A 20468-nucleotide genomic window follows, 5' to 3' on the forward strand; every position below is an offset into this window, starting at 1 on the left:
GTTCACGCGTCCGGGATGTGCTACACGGACGTCTGGGCCACGCAAGGTTTCGGCGGCGACATTTACCCGCAGACACCCGGCCACGAAGTGGTCGGCGAAATCGTCGAAGTGGGCGCGGGCGTGCATGCGCGCAGGGTGGGAGACCGGATCGGCACGACGTGGGTGCAGTCCGCGTGCGGGCGCTGTCCGTACTGTCGCGAGCATCGTCCGCTTTCCGGCCAGACGGCCGTGAACTGCGATGCGCCGCGGACCACCGGGTTCGCGTCGCAGGGCGGGCACGCGGAGTACATCGCCGTTGCGGCCGAGGGCACGGTGCTGTTGCCCGATGCGCTGGCCTATGTCGATGCCGCGCCGATGATGTGCGCGGGTTACACGACGTGGAGCGGCTTGCGCGACGCGGCGCCGCAACCGCACGAGAAGGTTGCCGTGCTCGGCATCGGCGGACTGGGGCACGTGGCGCTGCAACTGTCCCGCGCGTGCGGCTTCGAGACCATCGCGATCACGCATTCGGCCGACAAACGAGACCTCGCCATCGGGCTGGGGGCGGACCGGGTCGTCGCAAACGGTGCGGAGCTTCGCGACCTGGGCGGCGCGGATGTCCTGCTGGTCACGACCAATGAGTTCAGTAGTGCAGAGGAGGCAATGATGGGCGTACGAGTCGACGGCCGGGTAATCCTGTGCGGGCTCGACTTCAGCAAGCCGTTCTCGATCGCGTCGCAGCGCAAGCCGTTCCACATGATGCGCCAGCAGGTCGTCGGCTCCACGCACGGCGGCTTGCGCTACCTGAGCGAAGTGCTGGACCTCGCCGCCAAAGGCAAGGTCAAACCGATCGTCGAGACGTTCTCGCTGGACCAGGCGACTGAAGCCTATGACCGCCTCGCGTCCGGGAAGATGCGCTTTCGCGGCGTATTCACGCCCGCGCAAAGCCACTGACGCTCGAAGGTGCCCGGGGGATGCGGGGACGTATCTCCCGGCAAGCGCGCGTGGCCGACTCGGCGCGCTGCGCATTCGCGCAGTGATCGAATTGGTCACATCGATGGGCCGGGCTTGTCCGTGCCCGACATCCCCCTGATATCGACTGCCGCCCGACTGGACACGGCATGCCGGCCCTCGCCCGGCAGCGGCCATGGCGGCATCCGCGATTTCCCGTCAGGCCCCGGTTCGCACCGGCACGGCAACGCCGGAGCACCGGCCGGTGCCCGCCTGGCAGCCCTCCCGCACCCGACATGGCAAATCTGCTCACCGCAATCGAGCGCCTTGGTCATCGACGTCCGCCGCCACAGGGCATAAATTTCCAAGGTTGACGTGCCTATCCGCACGCCAGCTCGCGCGCAGGCCGGCAACCGGTCGCGCGTTCCTAATCAGCGTGAGACACAATCGAGCGTGGAGACGACACGATGAGCCTGTCAGAGCCATTGCGTCTGCATGTGCCGGAGCCCACCGGGCGCCCGGGCTGCAAGACGGATTTTTCCTATCTGCATCTATCGCCGGCCGGCGCGGTTCGCCGCCCGCCCATCGACGTTGCCGCGGCGGATACCGCCGATCTCGCCCGCAGCCTCGTGCGCGTGCTTGACGACAGCGGCAAGGCCGTCGGCCCGTGGGCACCGGATCTCGACGATGCGCGGCTGATCGCCGGCCTGCGCGCGATGCTCAAGACCCGCATCTTCGACGCGCGCATGATGATCGCGCAGCGCCAGAAGAAAATCTCCTTCTACATGTTGAGCCTCGGCGAAGAGGCGATCGGCACCGCGCATGCGATGGCGCTGCGCGACGGCGACATGTGCTTCCCGACCTACCGCCAGCAGAGCATCCTGATCGCGCGCGACGTGCCGCTCGAGCGCATGATCTGCCAGCTGATGTCGAACGAAGGCGACCCGCTCAAAGGCCGCCAGCTCCCCGTGATGTACTCGGACCGCGACGCGGGCTTCTTCTCCATTTCCGGCAACCTCGCGACGCAGTTCATCCAGGCGGTCGGCTGGGCGATGGCGTCGGCGATCAAGGGCGACACGAAGATCGCGTCCGCATGGATCGGCGACGGCGCGACGGCCGAATCCGACTTCCACACCGCGCTCACGTTCGCGCACGTGTACCGCGCGCCGGTCGTGCTGAACGTCGTCAACAACCAGTGGGCGATCTCGACGTTCCAGGCCATCGCGGGCGGTGAAGGCACGACGTTCGCGGGGCGCGGCGTCGGCTGCGGGATCGCGTCGCTGCGCGTCGACGGCAACGACTTCCTCGCGATCTACGCGGCGTCGAGCTGGGCGGCCGAACGCGCGCGCCGCAATCTCGGCCCGACGCTGATCGAGTGGGTGACCTATCGCGCGGGCGCGCATTCGACGTCGGACGATCCGACCAAGTACCGGCCGAGCGACGACTGGTCCCATTTCCCGCTCGGCGATCCGGTCGAACGCTTCAAGCGCCACCTGATCGTCAAGGGCATCTGGTCGGACAGCGCGCATGAAGCGTTGACGGCCGAGCTCGAGGCCGAGGTGATCGCCGCGCAGAAGGAAGCGGAAAAATTCGGCACGCTGGCCGACGACCGGATTCCGTCGCCGGCTTCGATGTTCGACGACGTCTACAAGGAGCTGCCCGCGCACCTGCGCCGTCAGCGCCAGGAACTGGGAGCATGATCATGGCGCAACACGAGACAGGCACGGCAACGCAGCCGATGACGATGATCCAGGCGCTGCGCTCGGCGATGGACGTGATGCTCGGGCGCGACAGCGATGTGGTCGTGTTCGGGCAGGACGTCGGCTATTTCGGCGGCGTGTTCCGCTGTACCGAAGGACTACAGAACAAATACGGCAAGTCGCGCGTGTTCGATGCGCCGATTTCCGAAAGCGGGATCGTCGGCGCGGCGGTGGGGATGGGCGCATACGGGCTGCGCCCGGTGTGCGAGATCCAGTTTGCCGATTATTTCTACCCGGCATCCGACCAGATCGTGTCGGAAGGCGCGCGGCTGCGCTATCGCTCCGCCGGCCAGTTCATCGCACCGATGACGATCCGCATGCCCTGCGGTGGCGGCATCTACGGCGGCCAGACGCACAGCCAGAGCCCGGAGGCGATGTTCACGCAGGTGTGCGGGCTGCGCACGGTGATGCCGTCGAACCCGTACGACGCGAAGGGGCTCTTGATCGCCTCGATCGAGAACGACGATCCGGTGATCTTCCTGGAGCCGAAACGGCTGTACAACGGGCCGTTCGACGGCCATCACGACCGGCCCGTCACGTCGTGGCTCAAGCATCCGTCGAGCGCGGTGCCCGAGGGTTACTACACGGTGCCGCTCGATACGGCCGCCGTGGTGCGGCCCGGCAACGACGTGACGGTGCTGACCTACGGCACGACGGTGCACGTGTCGCTCGCCGCGGCCGAGGAGACGGGCATCGATGCGGAGGTGATCGATCTGCGCACGCTGTGGCCGCTCGACCTCGACACGATCGTCGCGTCGGTGCGCAAGACCGGGCGCTGCGTCGTGGTGCACGAGGCGACGCGTACCTGCGGTTACGGGGCGGAACTGGTGTCGCTGGTCCAGGAACACTGCTTCTACCATCTCGAAGCGCCGGTCGAGCGCACGACGGGCTGGGACACGCCGTATCCGCATGCGCAGGAGTGGGCGTACTTTCCGGGGCCGGCCCGGGTCGGTGAAGCGTTGCGACGCGTGATGGAGGCGTGAGATGGGGATTCATGTCATCAAGATGCCGGATATCGGCGAAGGGATTGCCGAGGTCGAGCTGGTGGCCTGGCACGTGGAAGTCGGGCAGACGATCAAGGAAGACCAGCCGCTCGCCGATGTGATGACCGACAAGGCGGCGGTCGAGATTCCGTCGCCGGTGACGGGCAAGGTGATCGAACTCGGCGGCCGGATCGGCGAGATGATGGCGGTCGGCAGCGAGCTGATTCGTCTCGAGGTCGAAGGCGCCGGCAACCTGAAGGCCGGCGCACCGGTGCGGGAATCAAAGGTAGAAACCGCACCGGTCGCGGCCGCGCCGTCGAAGACGGTGGCCGACGCGCCGGCAGAGTCGCCTGCAAGGCCGGCGACGAAGCACGCGCCTGAGCAGCCGCGTCACGCGAAGCACGCCGGACACTCGGCGCACTCGGCGCAGGTAGAGCCGCCGCGCGCGGCGCTCGCGCCGGGTGAACGGCCGCTTGCGTCGCCGGCCGTGCGCCGGCGCGCATGGGACATGGGCATCGAGCTGCGCTATGTGCGCGGCACGGGGGAAGCCGGGCGGATCCTGCACGCGGATCTCGATGCGTATGCGGGCACCGGCAGCGGTGCGGCGCGCGGATCGCAAGCGCACGGCTACGACCAACGCAACGACGAAACCGAAGTGCCGGTCATCGGCTTGCGGCGTGCGATCGCGCGCAAGATGCAGGAAGCGAAGCGCCGCATTCCGCACTTCAGCTATGTCGAGGAAATCGACGTCACCGAACTCGAATCGTTGCGCACGGAACTGAACCGCCGCTACGGCGACACGCGCGGCAAGCTCACGCCGCTGCCGCTGCTGATCCGCGCGATGGTGATCGCATTGCGCGACTTTCCGCAGATCAACGCGCGTTTCGACGACGAAGCGGGTGTCGTCACGCGCTACGGCGCGGTGCACATGGGCGTCGCGACGCAGACGGACGGCGGCCTCACGGTGCCCGTGCTGCGTCACGCGGAAGCGCGCGACGTGTGGTCGATCTCGGCGGAAATCGCGCGGCTCGCCGATGCGGTGCGTGCGAACCGCGCGCAGCGCGACGAATTGAGCGGCTCGACGATCACGATTTCGAGCCTCGGCGCGCTCGGCGGCATCGTGTCGACGCCGGTCATCAATCATCCCGAGGTCGGCATCGTCGGCGTGAACCGGATCGTCGAGCGGCCGATGATCCGCGACGGCGCGGTCGTCGCGCGCAAGATGATGAACCTGTCGTCGTCGTTCGACCATCGCGTCGTCGATGGCGCGGATGCGGCCGAATTCATCCAGGCGGTGCGCGCGGTGCTCGAACGCCCGGCACTGCTGTTCGTGGAGTGAGCACGATGAAGAACGAACACACCACGCTGCTCGTGATCGGCGGCGGCCCGGGCGGCTACGTCGCCGCGATTCGCGCTGGCCAACTCGGCATCCCGACCGTGCTCGTCGAGCGCGACCGGCTCGGCGGCACGTGCCTGAACATCGGCTGCATTCCGTCGAAGGCGCTGATCCACGTGGCCGATGCGTTCGAACAGGCGTGCGGCCACGCAGGTGAGGGCGCACTCGGGATTCGCGTGCACACGCCCGAGATCGACATCGCAAAAAGCGTCGCATGGAAGGACGGCATCGTCGACCGGCTCACGCGCGGCGTCGGCGCGCTGCTCAAGAAGAACGGCGTGCGCGTGCTGCACGGCGATGCACAGGTGGTCGACGGCAAGACCGTCGATGTCGTCACCGGTGGCCACTCGGTGCGGATCAGTTGCGAACACCTGTTGCTCGCGACCGGTTCCGAGCCGGTCGAACTGCCGACGATGCCGTTCGGCGGGCACGTCGTGTCGTCGACCGAAGCACTGTCGCCCGCGACGTTGCCGAAACGGCTGGTCGTCGTCGGGGCCGGGTATATCGGGCTCGAACTCGGGATCGTCTATCGCAAGCTCGGTGTCGACGTCAGCATCGTCGAAGCGGCCGAACGCGTGCTGCCTGCATACGATGCCGAACTCTCGCGGCCGGTCGCCGATTCGCTCGCGCGGCTGGGTGTCCGGCTGTGGCTCGGCCACAAGGTGCTCGGGCTGGGGGAGGAAGGCGCGGTGCGCGTGCAGGCCGCCGACGGCGCCGAGCAGACGCTGCCGGCCGATCGCGTGCTGGTGGCCGTCGGCCGCCGGCCGCGCGTCGACGGATTCGGGCTGGAGACGCTGCAGCTCGATCGCAACGGCCGTGCGCTGCGGATCGACGATGAATGCCGGACGTCGATGCGCAACGTGTGGGCGATCGGCGATGTCGCCGGCGAGCCGATGCTCGCGCATCGTGCAATGGCGCAAGGCGAGATGGTCGCCGAGCTGATTGCCGGCCGGCGCCGCCAGTTCGTGCCGGCGTCGATTCCGGCCGTGTGCTTCACCGATCCCGAGATCGTGACGGCCGGCTGGTCGCCGGACGATGCGCATGCGGCCGGCGTTGATTGCCTGAGCGCGTCGTTCCCGTTCGCGGCGAACGGGCGTGCGATGACGCTGCAGGCGACCGACGGGTTCGTGCGTGTCGTCGCGCGCCGCGACAACCACCTGATCGTCGGCTGGCAGGCGGTCGGGCGCGGCGTGTCGGAGCTGGCCGCGGCGTTCTCGCAGTCGCTGGAGATGGGCGCGCGGCTGGAAGACATCGGCGGCACGATCCATGCGCACCCGACGCTGGGTGAAGCACTGCAGGAGGCTGCGCTGCGTGCGCTCGGGCATGCGTTGCATGTCTGACGGGCGCTCGTGACACGGAGCCGCCGATGCGCAACGCGCGCATCGGCGGCTTTTTGTTGGCGGCGCCGGCTTCTGCGCCTGTTTCTGTGCTGGCACGTGCGCTGTTCGTCATGACGGCGCGCGGTGGTCGACGTGTTCCGCCGTCACCTCGCGATAGAACGAGTCGATCGCATCGACCATCTGCGACAGCCCCGGCTGTTCGAGCGGATAGTGGCCCGCGTTCTCCGGCATCGTCACGCTGACCGGCACGCGGCGAATGCGCGCGAGGAACGGTTTGCTCAGGTGCAGCGGCGTCCAGCGGTCCGCGGCCGGTTGCGTGAGCAGGACCGGGCAGACCGCGAAGTCCTCCGGTTCGACCGCCGGCCGGTACGACATGCAGGAATCGAGAAACGCGATCGTCATCGCGTTGCCGGCGGAGGTGCGATCGGACAGCCACACCTTCAGCGCATCCGGGTCGTTGACGAGCGCGGGCATCTTGCTGGCGAGCGTCATCGGCACGCGCATCGATTTCAGCGGGGTCATCGCGGCGAGATGCATCATCGGGCCGCCGACGCGGCTCATGAACACGTTGCGCGCGGTTTCGTCGCGCACCTGCTGAAGGCGCTGGTCGAGGAAGGTCATGCCGACGATGCCCTTGACCTTGCCGTTCAGCGCGGCCACGTGATACGTGAGCATGCCGCCCGCGCTCAGGCCGTAGAGCACGATCGGCCGGTCGTCCTTCGCGCGTTCCGCGTCGATCAGGTCGCTGCCCGCGCGCACCCGGTCGTCGTAGCGAACCAGTGCGCCCCGGGCGACTTCGGTCATCCCGTATTCGGGCATGTCGACCGCGATCGTTTCGTAGCCGCGGCGGGCCAACTGTTCGCCGAGGATCATCGACATCTGCCGGCCGTTGGTGCCCACGCCATGGAACAGGACCACCTTCACCCGTGCCTGCGGGTTGCGGTACGTATCGAGATGCATGCGATGGCCGTGCCAGGACCACCATTCTTCCTGCGGCTGCCGGCCGTCCCGCCACTGGAAGTCGATCCGAAAGAATTTCTGCATGTCGCGCCAGACGGGCTGGTCTGCGCAGGTCTTGGGCATGGTGGCGGGTTCCGTTGGATTGGGCGAAACGGCATCGTCGGCCAAGGCCGGTGCGAGCGGTGCGCCAGACAGGCCGGCGGCCAGCAGTAGCGTGCAGGCCGGACGAAAGAGCGGGGAAGGCTTCATGGTGACCGACGCCGTGCGGGTTGCGATGTCGTCCATCATCTCGACCGGCCGCCGCAGCTGAAGGACATCGCGACGCTGCTCAACATGAGCGAGCGCAAGTTGAAGCGCCGGCTGCAAGAAGAGGGGGCGTGCTTCCGCGACATCTCGAGCGCGGTGCGCAAGACTCGCGCGCAGGCGCTGATCGCCGAAGGGCGGCTGTCGATCAAGGAAATCGCGCAGGAGCTGGGATTCAGCGACATGTCGTCGTTCTCGCAGGCGTACAAGCGCTGGACGGGTGTCGCGCCGAGCGTGTCGCGACAGGTGACGGCCGGTTCGTAGCGTGCGCGGGCACCTTGTTCAAAAGACAACGAAAATGAACGTGCTTTTTTTCATTGTCTGCATCATTTGTCGTATCGATGTCGGATAAATGCCAATACCGAGATTTTTGATGCGGAAAAAATATCGAATATCCGTGGAAAAATGCGGTGAACTGAAGCGTCGGCGAACCGTAGTGGGAGCCGTGCCGCGTCAATTTAGAGATATGGAATGAGCGCGCCCTGTAACTTTTCGAGATGTTGGGCGGTTGTCGGCGCCGAGTCGGCCGACGATCATGTGGGAAGCCGGAAACCGGGCCGCTCCCGCCCCGGCAACGCAGGCTCCACACGGAAGAACCGGACATGAAATTGCTGCTCGTCGGCGCGACCGGACTCGTCGGGCGTCACGTCCTCGAAGTCGCGCTCGCCGATGCGCGGGTCGATCAGGTGATCGTCCTCGCGCGCCGCCCGTTGTCGCCGCACCCGAAGATGCGCGCACTCGAGGTCGATTTCGATCATCTGCCGGACGCGGCCGACTGGTGGCATGCCGATGCCGTGATCTGCGCGCTCGGCACCACGATGCGGGCCGCCGGCTCGAAGGCGGCATTCCGGCGTGTCGACCACGACTACCCGCTCGCGGTCGCGCGGCTCGCGCACCGCTACGGCACCCCGGCTTACGTCCTGAATTCCGCACTCGGTGCGGACCCGGCATCGAGCATCTTCTACAACCGCGTGAAGGGCGAGGTCGAACAGGCGCTCGCCGGCGTCGGGTTCGCGTCGCTCACTTATGTGCGGCCCGGCCTGATCGGCGGCAGCCGCGACGAGTTCAGGCTCGGCGAGCGGCTGATGGTGTTCGCATTGAACGTGGCCGGACTCGTGCTGCCGGCGAAGTGGCGCGTGAATCCCGCGCCGCGGATTGCCCGCGCGCTGCTCGACGCGGCGATCGACGCGCGGCCGGGCGTGCAGGTCATCGCGTCGGACCGGCTCACCTGACGCGCAACGGGCGGCACACGTCGGTCACGGGCCCGCGAAGCCGTCGAGCCCGCCGAACTGTTCGGCGAGCGCCGCCGTGAATGCGTCCAGCGCTTCGCTGCCGTCGCAGTTCCGCGGTGTCGCGAGCTGGAATTCGACCGTATGGCTCAGCTTGCTCGCGAGCAGCCGGCGCATCTTCCCTGCGGCGATCCACGGCGCCGCGACATGGTCGGGCAGGAAGCCGACATGCGCGCCTGACAGGATGAAGATCACGTCGGCGTCGACGTTTTCGGAGAACGCGGTCGGCTGCGCATTGCGCAGCGCCGCACCCGACGTGTTCGTCTTGTAGAGCCGGGCGACGTTGCTCGTGCGCGCGATGTCGTTGGCCGACACGGTCTTTTTCGCAAACAGCGGGTGCCGGGCGCCGCAGTGCAGCGACTGGTGTTCGACGAACAGCGGCGCGTAGTGCAGGCCGGCCTGGTGGCCGGAAAAATAGCCGATCGCGAGCTGCAGTTCGCTTTTCAGCAGCCGGCGCTCCAGTTCGTCGGGCGGCATCGCGATCATCTCGATCAGCACGTCCGGCGCCTGTTCGCGGAAGCGGCCGACGCCTGCCGCGATCGATTCGACGATGTCCGGTGCCAGTCGCTCCGACAACCCGATGCGCAGCTCGCCGAGCAACGTGCCCGACACGTGCTGGGTATCGCGCGTGAACACGTCCATCGCGTGCAGGAGCCGCCGCGTCGAGTGCAGCACGCGTTCGCCCTTCGGCGTCAGCCGGAAGCCGCTCTTGCCGCGATCGCATAGCCGGAAGCCGAGACGGGTCTCGAGCTTGGCCATCTGCGTGCTGATCGTCGAAGGCGCCATCCCGAGCGTGCCCTGTGCGGCGCTGAAGCCGCCGCTTTCGACGATCGTCAGAAAGAGCCGCAGCAGTTGCACATCCATGTCTCTCAATCGGGTCAGCATGGCGATACATCGCGTTTCGTGAAGTCGGCTTATGTTAGTTCATATTTTTCGTCGGATGCGGCGACGGCAGAATCGGGCACGAGGTCGCCAGCCGCGCGGCCGTCCCCCTTCAGACAGGAATCCGACGATGAGCCAGAACGATTTCGCATTCACGCGCGACAGCCTCTACGGCACGCAGGCCGAACCGACCTTCGCGGGCGCGACGAGCTTCATGCGCCGGCGTTTCAGCCGCGATCTCGACGGCGTCGATCTCGCGATCACCGGCGTGCCGTTCGATTCCGCCGCCTCGCACCGGCCGGGAACGCGCTTCGGGCCGCGCGGGTTGCGGATCGCATCGACGGGCATCGCGTGGGAGCGCCCGTGGCCGTGGTCGTTCGATCCGTTCGACGTGCTGGCCGCGGTCGACTACGGCGATTGCGCGTTCGATCTCGGGCAGCCCGAATCGGTGCCGGGCGCGATCGAGCGGCATGCCGACGGGATCCTCGCGCGCGGCTGCGCGATGCTGACGCTCGGCGGCGATCACTTCATCACGTATCCGCTGCTGAAGGCGCACGCGAAGGTGCACGGGCCGCTGTCGCTCGTGCATTTCGATGCGCATACCGACACGTGGCCCGACCGCGACGTCAAGCGCATCGATCACGGGACGATGTTCTATCACGCGGCACGGGAAGGGTGGGTCGTGCCCGGACGGTCGGCCCAGATCGGCATCCGCACGACCAACGACGAGCCGATGGGCTTCGACATCCAGGATGCGCGCCATGTGCATGCGTCGACGCCCGCCGCGGTTGCCGCGCGCATTCGTAAACGGGTCGGCGACCATCCCGTGTACCTGACGTTCGACATCGACTGCCTCGATCCGGCATTCGCGCCGGGCACGGGTACGCCGGTCTCGGGCGGGCTGTCGAGCCATCAGGCGTTCGAGATCCTGCGTCACCTGGAAGGCATCGACCTGGTCGGCATGGATGTGGTCGAAGTGTCGCCGCCGTATGATCATGCGGAAATCACGTCGCTGGCCGGCGCGACGATCGCGCTGGAGCTGATCTGCCTGTATGCATCGCGCCGGCGGCGCACCATGGAAGAATCGAACGATGACTGAACTCACCTGGCGCAAGGCCGTGCCCGACGATGCGGCCGCGTGCATCGAACTGCGCGGCAAGACGCGCGAGAATGCATTTACCGAGGCGCAGTTGCGTGGCCTCGACATCACCGTCGAAAGCTGGGGCGACGGTATCCGCGACGGCCTGTTCTCGGGCCAGGTCTGCTGCGCGAACGGGCGCATGGTCGGCTACTGCTTCGGCGACACCGAATCGGGCGAGATCGTCGTGCTCGCGATCCTGCCCGAGTACGAGGGGGCGGGGATCGGCAAGCGGCTGCTGCGGCAGGTGATCGACGCGTTCGCCGCCAACGGTTTCACGTCGTTGTTTCTCGGGTGCTCGACCGATCCCGCGTCGCGCTCGTACGGCTTCTACCGGCATCTGGGCTGGATGCCGACGGGCACGCTCGACGACGCGGGCGATGAAATCCTGACGCTGCGGATCGATCAGCACGCATGACGGCAAGCGTCGGAGGCTTCCGGTGCATCGTCGATTCGTAAAATTGTTTCGTCATACCAAGCGATGGCGCGACCGCGGCACCCGCGCTGACCTACGATGGAGACATTGCTTCCATCGTCCGCCGAGCCGTGTGCACCCACTACCGCGCCCCCGATGAAGATCCGGGCATCAGCGAACTGAAGATCGGAATCGGCGATCTGTTCCGCCGCGACCCCTGGGCGCCCGACGTGTATCCCGACTACGCGGCGCCGGTCGCGCGCGCCGAGGGTGACGGCCTCGAGGTCGTCGCGGCCGTGTTCGGCTTCTGGCCGAAATTCATGCAGCCCGAGCGGCTTGACGAGACCGGTCGCAAAAAGAAGAAACTCGATACGGTGAACGCGCGGGCGGAAACGGTCGGCTCGTCGCGGCTCTACGGCAACGCGTGGCGCAACGGCCAGCGCTGCCTGATTCCGGTGCGCTGGGTCTTCGAGCCCTGTTACGAAACCGGTCGCAACGTGTGGCACCGGATCGGCGTCGACGGCTGGCAACCGTGCTGCGTCGCCGGCATCTGGCGGCGCTACGAAGGCGACGACGACCGCGAACGCGTGGGCATGGCGATGCTCACGGTCAACGCCGACGCGCATCCGCTGTTCGCGCGGATGCATCGGCCCGGCGAGGAGAAGCGGGGCGTCGTGATCCTGCGCCGCGACGATTACGACGAGTGGCTGCACGTACGCGACATCGAAGCAGCCCGACGCATGCTTTGCCTGCTCCCCGCCGCCGACATGACGGCCGAGCCCGATCAGGCGCCGCCCGCGCGCACCTGAGCTTTCATTATTCCGACGTCCACCTGTCGACAAAACCGGTCGAAGATGTCCTGATTATTCGGACGATTTCGAAAATCCGCCGATACCGGGTAATCACCGATATCTCGCAAGTTGTATATACAAGATCATCCGCTGGCAATGTCGGCACACGTCGTGCCGCTTGCGCGCCAGTGCGCAAACCGTGCGTGCGTGGCGCATGCCGGCGATCCACGGCGCCCCGCACCCGCAGAGCCGAAAGGGCGGCTCGCAGATTCCCGTCTCGTTCAAATCATTTGTGATCCTGAGTATTTTGGAGATTTCCCCGTGTCAACGAATCCCAGTGGAAAAGCCGGCGGCCTGATCGAAGTCCGTTCGATCGACTTCATTCCCGACGCCGAGCGCCATGGCGGCTTGCTGAGCCAGTTCACCCTGTGGCTGTCGGCCAACATGCAGATCACGGCCATCGTCACGGGCGCGCTCGCCGTCGTGCTCGGCGGCGACGTGTTCTGGTCGCTGGTCGCGCTGCTGCTCGGCCAGCTCATCGGCGGCGCGGTGATGGCGCTGCATGGCGCGCAGGGGCCGCAGCTCGGGTTGCCGCAGATGATCTCGAGCCGCGTGCAGTTCGGCGTCTATGGCGCGATGATCCCGATCGTGCTCGTGTGCCTGATGTACATCGGCTTTTCCGCCAGCGGCTCGGTGCTGGCCGGGCAGGCCGTCGCGCAGTTGCTGAACATCGACGACGCGGCCGGCATCCTGCTGTTCGCGGCCGTGATCGTCGTGCTGACCGTGTTCGGCTATCGCGCGATCCATGCCGTCGGCCGGATCGCGAGCGTGGTCGGCATCGCCGCGTTCGTCTACATGTTCACGCAGCTGTTCGCGAACCACGACATCGGCGCGCTGCTCGCGAACAAGCATTTCTCGCTCGCGAGCTTCCTGTTGTCGATGTCGCTGTCCGCGTCGTGGCAGATCGCATTCGGCCCGTACGTCGCCGACTATTCGCGCTACCTGCCGCGTTCGACCTCGTCGGTCGCGACGTTTCTCGCGGTCGGCCTGGGCTCGGTGATCGGCGCGCAGGCGGCGATGGTGTTCGGCGTGTTCGCGGCCGCGCTGGCCGGTGGCCAGTTCGCGCACCATGAAGTGGCGTATATCGTCGGCCTCGGCTCGACGGGCGCCGTGGCCGCACTGCTGTACTTCAGCATCGCGTTCGGCAAGGTGACGGTGACGGCGCTCAACGCGTACGGCAGCTTCATGTCGATGGCGACGATCGTCAGCGGTTTTCGCGGCAAGGGCGCCGTGTCGTCGAAGAGCCGACTCGTCTACATCTTCGGGATGATCTGCGTATCCACGCTCATCGCGCTTGCGGGCCGCCATTCGTTCCTGAAGGAATTCACCGCGTTCATCCTGTTCCTGCTCGCGTTCTTCACGCCGTGGAGCGCGATCAACCTGGTCGACTACTACTGCTTCACGCGCTCGCGCTACGACGTGCCGGCGCTGTCCGATCCGAACGGCCGCTACGGCCGCTGGAACGTGATGGCGATCACGATCTACGTGGTCGGCATCCTCGTGCAACTGCCGTTCATGTCGACGCACATCTACACGGGGCCGCTCGTCGACGCGCTCGGCGGCACCGACATCTCGTGGATCCTCGGCCTGGTCGTGCCGGCCGTGCTGTATTACATCGGCGCGCGTGCGTCGCGCCGCAGCATTCCCGAACGCCTGATCCTGCCGCTCGAACGCGGCGAAGTTCACCACTGACGACACGTCACGCGCATCGGGCCGGCCGGCTGCCGGCCTGAATGTCGCACGAGCCGGGCGCTGCCTGCGCCAGGCTCTTCCCCACGTTTCCTTTTCCGCGATGCCGGTGCGGCGCGATTGCCGCGCACGGTGTCGTTTCATTCTCAGGCAATTTAATAGTATGACTAAACAAGTTACGGCCCGCGGCAGCGATTCCCGCGTGTGGATGGTGCACGCCGGTCTTCGCATGACGGTGGCGGTCGCGTGCCTCGCCGGATCGGGCACGGCGCTCGCGCAGGACGGCGTCACGCTGTACGGCGTGATCGACGAGTTCGCGCAATACGTGAATACGGGCAACGGCTATACGGCGGCGATCGGTTCGGGCGGCCAGTGGGGCAGCCGGTTCGGGCTGAAGGGCGGCGAGGATATCGGCGGCGGGCAGAAGATCGAGTTCGCGCTGGAGAACGGCTTCAACCCGAACGACGGCTCGCTGGCGAGTTCGGGCAGCCTGTTCAACCGGCAGGCGTGGGTCGGCATCGCGGGGCAGTGGGGCAAGGTGCGCGCGGGCCGCCAGAATTCGCCCCTGTTCAACGACCAGGGTGGACAAGATGCGTTCGGCGGCGTCACGCAGGCGTCCGGCATGGACAACCTGACCGTATTCGCGTTCCGCACCAGCAATACGCTGTCGTACCAGAGCCCTGAAATCGCGGGCTTCCAGGGCGGGCTGTACTTCGGGTTCGGCGATGCAGGCGGCGTGCGCTCGGCAGGCTCCAGCCAGCAGTTCGACCTGACATACGAACACGGGCCGTTCGGCGCGTTCGTCGCGGGCCAGTGGCTGAAGAACGCGACGGCGACCACGACCGATCGCACGATCATGGCCGGCGCCTCGTACGAGATCGGCAAGGCCACCGTGTACGGCGGCTTCTCCGCGGTGAAGTGGGCCGATCTCGGCATCGATTCGCGCGTGTACGGGCTGTCGGTCAAATACCAGTTCAATCCGGCGAACTACGTGGCGCTCGGCTACGCGTATCTGCATGACCAGTCGTCGCAGGGCAACAATGCGGACCAGCTCGGGCTGATGTACGAGTACGACCTGTCGAAGCGCACGAGCTTCTACGGCGCGCTGTCGTACCTGCGCAACCGCAACCAGGCCGGCTACACGCTCGCCGGTGCGGCGAACCCCGGCCTGCCGCTCGCGTATCCGGGCGCGAATGCGCGCGGCGTGCAGCTCGGCATCGTGCATCGCTTCTGACGTTGCCGACGCGCCGGGCCGTGTGCGCCCGGCGCTTTCCTCCGGCGCGCTCGCGCCGCTACTTCCCCAGCCGCTCCGCCAGCGAATGGCGCTGCATGCAGCGCTCCATCGCGTCGAGAAACGCGTGCTCGGCCGCGTTCATCTTGCGGTCGCGGTGCCACAGCAGGAACACGTCGACATCGACGAGCCCGTCGTCGGGCGGCAGCCGCCACAGCCGCTGCTGGGCGATGTCGTCGCGCACGATGTGTTCCGGCAGGCAGCCGATCCCGTAACCCGCGAAGATCAACCGCCGCACTTCCTCGAGGCTCGGCGACGATGCGACGATGCGGCCCGTGAAGCCCTTCTGGTCGCGAAACACGGTGAGCGGCGACAGGCTGTCGCCGATCTGGTCGCTCGTGAAAGACACGAAATTCTCGGCGAGCAGATCGTCCATCCGCAGTTGCGTCTGCCCGAACAGCCGGTGATGGCGGCCGCAGTAGATCGCATAGCGCTGGCGCAGGAAGCAGCGCATCTCCAGCTTGTCGTGCGGCGTGCGGCACAGGCCGAGCCCGGCCGTGGCGGTCTTCTGCAGCAGTGAAGAAAGAATGTCCGACGAGCGCATCACTTCGATCTGCAGGTCGATGCGCGGATACGCGCGATGGAATTCCGCGAGGAATTCATCGTAGACGGGCGACTCGATGCGGCTCACCGTCAGCAGCCGGATCGAACCGGTCAGGTCGGCCGTGCTGTCGTCGATTTCGGTTTCGAGGCGCGAAATGCCGCCGTAGATGTCGCTCGCGATCCGGTACACGGCTTCGCCGGCCGGCGTCGGCGCGAAGTGCGTGCCGCGCCGCTCGATCAGCTTGCGCTCGAGCGTGTCCTCGAGCCGCCGCAATGCCTGGCTCACGGCCGGCTGCGTCACGTGCAGGCGTGCGGCCGCGCGGCTCACGCTGCGCTCCTGGATGATCACCAGATAGGTGCGCAACAGGTTCCAGTCGAGACGGTCGTTCAGGAACGGGGCGAGGTCGGGGCGCATCGGGTCTCCGGGCGAGGCGTCAAGGCGGACATTAGTTGAATTTATACGGCGAATAATAACTTGAAATTTGACTAATGATTTGCGGTCGCCGATAAAGGAGGGGTGCCGCAGCGTGCGGCGCAAGGCCGCGACAGACGGCCGTCACACGATATTGCGCGTCGCTCCGCAGCGGCGCGCGTCAGGAGCCCGCATGACCCAGTCCCTTCCTTCCGCCCGCCAGCCGGGACGCGCCGCGACGGCCGCGTTCATCGGCACGATGATCGAGTGGTACGACTTCTACATCTACGCGACCGCCGCCGCGCTCGTGTTCGGCGAACTCTATTTCCCGTCGCACGACCCGTTCGTCAGCACGATGGCGTCGTTCGCGACGTTCGCGGTCGGCTTCTTCGCGCGGCCGCTCGGCGGCGTGATCTTCGGCCATCTCGGCGATCGCATCGGCCGCAAGAAGGCACTGATGACGACGCTGATGATGATGGGCGTGGCGACCGTCTGCGTCGGGCTGCTGCCCGATTATTCGAAGGTCGGCGTGCTCGCGCCGGTGCTGCTCGTCGCGCTGCGCGTGGTGCAGGGGATCGCGGTCGGTGGCGAATGGGGCGGCGCGGTGCTGATGGCGGGCGAGCATGCGCCGCAGGGGCGCCGCACGTTCTTCGCGTCGTTCGCGCAGCTCGGCAGCCCGGCCGGGCTGATCCTGTCGCTGATCGCGTTCCGCGCGGTCACGTCGATGGACAAGGCGGACTTCCTCGCGTGGGGCTGGCGCCTGCCGTTTCTCGCGAGTTCGGTGCTGCTCGTGGTCGGCATCCTGATCCGGCTCGGCGTGAACGAGTCGCCGGAATTCGCGCGAGTGAAGGAAGCCAACCGCACGGTGAAGCTGCCGGTTGCGGAAGTGTTCCGCTCCGCGTCGGGGCTCGTGCTGCTCTGCATCGGCGCGAACACGATCGGCATCGCGGGCGTCTATTTCACGAACACGTTCATGATCGCGTACACGACGCAGTACGTCGGCGTCTCGCGATCGCTGATCCTCGACAGCCTGTTCGCGGTCGCGATCATCCAGTTCTTCGCGCAGCCGGTCGCCGCGTGGATCGCCGAGCGCATCGACGGCGCGCGCTTCCTGAAACTCGCGGCGCTGCTCGCGATGCTGTCGCCCTATCCGATGTTCATGCTCGTGCAGGGCGGCACGTCTGCGTCGCTGATTGCAGGCATCGCACTCGCGGTGGTCTGCATGGCCGGCTTCTATTCGGTGATCGCGGGTTTCGTGAGCGAGGTGTTTCCGGCGCACGTGCGCTATTCGGCGATCTCGCTGGCCTACCAGATTTGCGGCGCGATCGCGGGCGGGCTGACGCCGCTCGTCGGCACGTGGCTCGCACATCGTTTCGCAGGCCAGTGGTGGCCGCTCGCGGTGTTCTACACGTGCCTGGCCGGCATCTCGCTGCTCTCCATCGTCGCGATCGACGCCCGCCGCGCGGCACGGCCGGCCGCCGCCGAAGCGCTCGGCTCGCAGTGAACCTCAACCAAAGATTTCATCCGGAGTGCACATGAAAGACCTGCTGGAAATCGACGGCGCCCGTTTGTGGCAGAGCCTGGCGGACATGGCGCGGATCGGCGCGACGCCGCGCGGCGGCGTGCGGCGCCTTGCGCTCACCGACGACGATCGTCGCGGGCGCGACCTGTTCGCGCAGTGGTGTCGCGATGCGGGGATGACGGTGAGCGTCGACGCAGTCGGCAACCTGTTCGCGCGGCGCGACGGCGTCGATGCGCAGGCCGCGCCGGTGCTGATCGGCAGCCATCTCGACACGCAGCCCGAAGGCGGCCGGTTCGACGGCGTCTATGGCGTGCTCGCCGCGCTCGAACTCGTGCGCACGCTGAACGACGCTGGCATCGCGACCGGCAAGCCGCTGGAAATCGTGTCGTGGACCAACGAGGAGGGTGCGCGCTTTGCACCGGCGATGCTCGGCTCGGCCGTGTTCACGGGTGCGTTGCCGCTCGACGATGCGCTCGCGAAGCAGGACGCCCACGGCATTACGCTCGGCGCGGCACTGGACGCATGCGGCTATCGCGGCACGCGTGCGACGGGCGGCGCGGTCGATGCGTACTTCGAAGCGCATATCGAACAGGGCCCCGTGCTGGAGGCGAATGGCACGACGATCGGCATCGTCACGGGCGGGCAGGCGATCCGCTGGCTCGACGTGACGGTGACGGGCGTGGCGGCGCATGCGGGCACGACGCCGATGCCGTATCGCAAGGACGCGTATTTCGCGAGCGCGCAGATGGCGCTCGAACTCGAACGGATCGTCGCCGGTCACGCGCCGCGCGGGCTCGCGACGATCGGGCAGGTCGGCATCCGCAACGCGTCGCGCAACACCATTGCCGGCGACGTGACGTTCACGGTCGACCTCCGTCATCACGACGATGCGCAAGTCGATGCGATGGAGCGCGAACTGCGCGATGCGTGCGCACGTGTCGCCGCCGCGCGCGGCGTGCAGGTCGCGATCGACACCTGCTGGCGCAGCCCGGCGACGCCGTTCGATCGCGACTGTGTCGAGCGGGTCGCGCAGGCTGCCGCCGCGTTCGGTTATACGAACGAGCGGATCGTCAGCGGCGCCGGGCACGACGCGATCCTGCTCGCGCGCCGCGTCCCGACCGCGATGGTGTTCATCCCGTGCGTCGACGGCCTGTCGCACAACGAAGCCGAGGATGCACTGCCCGCCGACGTGACGCGCGGCACGAACGTGCTGCTTCATGCGGTGCTCGCGCGCGCCGGCGTCGCGGCGAGCGTTGCCGTGGCGGCCACCACGCAGGATGCGTGACACCGCGCACCGATAAATCGACAGATCGAAAAACAGACGAGGGCAGACAATGAACACCTATTTCCATCCCGAGCAGTTGCTGCACCATCCGCGCAGCTACCTGTCGCGCGGCCGGATGCGTGAGCCGCAGGAAGTGCCCGAGCGCGCGGCGCGGCTCGTCGCGGCCGTCCGGTCGCTCGACTTCGACGTGCGCGAGCCGGCCGACCGCGGCACCGCGCCGATCGCGGCCGTGCACGACATGAACTACCTGCGCTTTCTGGAAGAAGCGCACCGCGACTGGAAGCGGATGCCCGACGACTGGGGCGACGAAGTGATGTCGAACGTGTTCGTGCGAGACCCGAACCCGCTGCGCGGCGTGCTCGCGAAAGCCGCGCGCTACCTCGCCGACGGCAGTTGCCCGGTCGGTGCGAACACGTGGCGGGCCGCGTACTGGTCCGCGCAGAGTGCGCTGGCGGCTGCGGCCGACGTCAACGACGGGGCGCGCGACGCGTACGCGCTGTGCCGGCCGCCCGGCCATCACGCGCGCCGCGACGCGGCCGGCGGCTTCTGCTACCTGAACAATGCGGCGATCGCCGCGCAGTCGCTGCTCGGCCGCCATCGCCGGGTCGCGATCCTCGACACCGACATGCATCACGGGCAGGGCGTGCAGGAGATCTTCTACGGCCGCGACGACGTGCTGTACGTGTCGATCCACGGCGACCCGACCAACTTCTACCCGGTCGTCGCGGGCTACGAGGAAGAGACGGGCACGGGGGCCGGCGACGGTTTCAACCTCAACCTGCCGATGCCGCACGGCGCGCCGGAGTCGGCGTTCTTCGCGCGGCTCGACGATGCGCTGCGCGCGCTCGCGCGGTTCCAGCCCGATGCGCTCGTGCTCGCGCTCGGCTTCGATATCTACAAGGACGATCCGCAATCGCAGGTTGCCGTCACGACCGACGGTTTCGGGCGGCTCGGCGGCGCGATCGGCGCACTCGGGTTGCCGACGGTGATCGTGCAGGAAGGCGGTTATCACCTCGAAAGCCTCGACGCCAACGCGCGCGCGTTTTTCGGCGGGTTCGCCGCCGCGCGCTGACCGGTGCGGCGGGGCTCGATCGTGCGCGTGCGGATTGAGATTTTCCGCGCGCATGCGGATAATTCGCGCATCTGCATGGATGGATGAACGAAGGAGGGCCGCACGATGACAGCCGGCCAAATCGCACGCGGTGCGATCGCGATCGCGGTGCTGGGCGCAGGGTCGCTCGCGAGCGCGGCGGAGCCGTCGATTCCGCTGCGAGTCAGTCTCACCATTCCGGAAACCTGCACGATCGACGCCGGTGCGCCGCAAGCGGCTGCCGATGCCGGCATGCCGAGCGTCAGTTGCATGCACGGCACGCCGTTCGTGCTCAGCCACGCGACGCTGCCCGATGTGCGGTCGGCACCGCGCAGCGTCGGCACGGGCGCGCTGCCCGCATGGACCGTCACGTTCTGAACGGTCCGTCC

Annotated in this window: 20 protein-coding genes; 17 read left to right on the top strand and 3 right to left on the bottom strand. The window is 67.3% G+C overall.

Features of this window, described 5'->3' with window-relative positions:
• Nucleotides 1-15 precede the first annotated feature (15 nt).
• The 5 genes from HAV18_RS17190 (at nt 16) to lpdA (ending at nt 6409) form a co-directional block, all read left to right on the top strand.
• A complete protein-coding gene (locus HAV18_RS17190) occupies nt 16-933 on the top strand; it encodes an alcohol dehydrogenase catalytic domain-containing protein (protein ID WP_243771679.1) in 918 nt (305 codons plus the stop codon).
• Between the two features lie 464 nt (nt 934-1397).
• Entirely contained in the window at nt 1398-2630 is a 1233-nt protein-coding gene (locus HAV18_RS17195; protein WP_027787930.1) for a 3-methyl-2-oxobutanoate dehydrogenase (2-methylpropanoyl-transferring) subunit alpha, read from the top strand.
• Between the two features lie 2 nt (nt 2631-2632).
• On the top strand, nt 2633-3673 hold the full coding sequence (locus HAV18_RS17200) for an alpha-ketoacid dehydrogenase subunit beta (RefSeq protein WP_166957915.1): 1041 nt from the start codon (nt 2633-2635) through the stop codon (nt 3671-3673).
• Between the two features lies 1 nt (nt 3674).
• Nucleotides 3675-5012 (top strand): dihydrolipoamide acetyltransferase family protein, encoded by a 1338-nt coding sequence (locus HAV18_RS17205; RefSeq protein WP_166957819.1) that lies wholly within the window; start codon nt 3675-3677, stop codon nt 5010-5012.
• A gap of 5 nt (nt 5013-5017) precedes the next feature.
• Nucleotides 5018-6409 (top strand): dihydrolipoyl dehydrogenase, encoded by a 1392-nt coding sequence (gene lpdA / locus HAV18_RS17210; protein ID WP_166957821.1) that lies wholly within the window; start codon nt 5018-5020, stop codon nt 6407-6409.
• Nucleotides 6410-6517: 108 nt separating this feature from the next.
• Here the strand turns inward: lpdA and HAV18_RS17215 are convergent, their stop codons facing one another.
• A complete protein-coding gene (locus HAV18_RS17215; RefSeq protein WP_243771662.1) occupies nt 6518-7453 on the bottom strand; it encodes an alpha/beta hydrolase in 936 nt (311 codons plus the stop codon).
• On the opposite strand from HAV18_RS17215, the gene HAV18_RS17220 reads away from it, so the two are divergent.
• The 3 genes from HAV18_RS17220 to HAV18_RS17230 all read left to right on the top strand — a co-directional run bounded on the left by HAV18_RS17220 (nt 7452) and on the right by HAV18_RS17230 (nt 8904).
• The gene (locus HAV18_RS17220; RefSeq protein ID WP_166956806.1) at nt 7452-7679 is read left to right on the top strand and encodes a hypothetical protein; all 228 of its coding nucleotides are present in this window, start codon (nt 7452-7454) and stop codon (nt 7677-7679) included. The two genes, HAV18_RS17215 and HAV18_RS17220, sit on opposite strands and share 2 nt — an antisense overlap.
• 14 nt (nt 7680-7693) lie before the next feature.
• On the top strand, nt 7694-7936 hold the full coding sequence (locus tag HAV18_RS17225) for a helix-turn-helix transcriptional regulator (RefSeq protein ID WP_279573922.1): 243 nt from the start codon (nt 7694-7696) through the stop codon (nt 7934-7936).
• 338 nt (nt 7937-8274) lie between these two features.
• Nucleotides 8275-8904, top strand: coding sequence for an NAD(P)H-binding protein (locus HAV18_RS17230; RefSeq protein WP_166957825.1), 630 nt, complete (start codon nt 8275-8277; stop codon nt 8902-8904).
• A 24-nt stretch (nt 8905-8928) separates the two neighbouring features.
• On the opposite strand, the gene HAV18_RS17235 is transcribed toward HAV18_RS17230, so the two are convergent.
• On the bottom strand, nt 8929-9846 hold the full coding sequence (locus HAV18_RS17235) for a LysR family transcriptional regulator (RefSeq protein ID WP_166957827.1): 918 nt from the start codon (nt 9844-9846) through the stop codon (nt 8929-8931).
• Between the two features lie 127 nt (nt 9847-9973).
• On the opposite strand from HAV18_RS17235, the gene speB reads away from it, so the two are divergent.
• The 5 genes from speB to HAV18_RS17260 all read left to right on the top strand — a co-directional run bounded on the left by speB (nt 9974) and on the right by HAV18_RS17260 (nt 15170).
• Nucleotides 9974-10942, top strand: coding sequence for an agmatinase (gene speB / locus HAV18_RS17240; protein ID WP_166957829.1), 969 nt, complete (start codon nt 9974-9976; stop codon nt 10940-10942).
• Complete coding sequence (locus HAV18_RS17245; RefSeq protein WP_166957831.1) at nt 10935-11399, top strand: GNAT family N-acetyltransferase; 465 nt, start codon at nt 10935-10937, stop codon at nt 11397-11399. Before speB ends, HAV18_RS17245 begins: the two co-directional genes overlap by 8 nt.
• Before the next feature lie 128 nt (nt 11400-11527).
• Nucleotides 11528-12205: an SOS response-associated peptidase family protein gene (locus tag HAV18_RS17250; protein WP_166957833.1), complete on the top strand. Its 678-nt coding sequence runs from the start codon at nt 11528-11530 to the stop codon at nt 12203-12205.
• 303 nt (nt 12206-12508) lie between these two features.
• On the top strand, nt 12509-13939 hold the full coding sequence (locus HAV18_RS17255) for a cytosine permease (RefSeq protein WP_166957835.1): 1431 nt from the start codon (nt 12509-12511) through the stop codon (nt 13937-13939).
• A gap of 160 nt (nt 13940-14099) precedes the next feature.
• Complete coding sequence (locus HAV18_RS17260) at nt 14100-15170, top strand: porin (protein WP_166957837.1); 1071 nt, start codon at nt 14100-14102, stop codon at nt 15168-15170.
• Between the two features lie 58 nt (nt 15171-15228).
• On the opposite strand, the gene HAV18_RS17265 is transcribed toward HAV18_RS17260, so the two are convergent.
• Entirely contained in the window at nt 15229-16185 is a 957-nt protein-coding gene (locus HAV18_RS17265) for a LysR family transcriptional regulator (RefSeq protein WP_166957839.1), read from the bottom strand.
• Nucleotides 16186-16375: 190 nt separating this feature from the next.
• Here HAV18_RS17265 and HAV18_RS17270 point away from each other — a divergent pair, with 190 nt between their 5' ends.
• The 4 genes from HAV18_RS17270 to HAV18_RS17285 all read left to right on the top strand — a co-directional run bounded on the left by HAV18_RS17270 (nt 16376) and on the right by HAV18_RS17285 (nt 20457).
• A complete protein-coding gene (locus HAV18_RS17270; protein WP_166957841.1) occupies nt 16376-17686 on the top strand; it encodes an MFS transporter in 1311 nt (436 codons plus the stop codon).
• A 31-nt stretch (nt 17687-17717) separates the two neighbouring features.
• Nucleotides 17718-18989, top strand: coding sequence for a Zn-dependent hydrolase (locus HAV18_RS17275; protein WP_166957843.1), 1272 nt, complete (start codon nt 17718-17720; stop codon nt 18987-18989).
• Between the two features lie 49 nt (nt 18990-19038).
• The gene (locus HAV18_RS17280; protein ID WP_166957845.1) at nt 19039-20061 is read left to right on the top strand and encodes a histone deacetylase family protein; all 1023 of its coding nucleotides are present in this window, start codon (nt 19039-19041) and stop codon (nt 20059-20061) included.
• 105 nt (nt 20062-20166) lie between these two features.
• On the top strand, nt 20167-20457 hold the full coding sequence (locus HAV18_RS17285) for a hypothetical protein (RefSeq protein ID WP_166957847.1): 291 nt from the start codon (nt 20167-20169) through the stop codon (nt 20455-20457).
• Nucleotides 20458-20468 lie beyond the last annotated feature (11 nt).

Origin of the sequence: Burkholderia sp. D-99 (assembly GCF_011605345.1) — a bacterium.
Classification (GTDB): Bacteria; Pseudomonadota; Gammaproteobacteria; order Burkholderiales; family Burkholderiaceae; genus Burkholderia.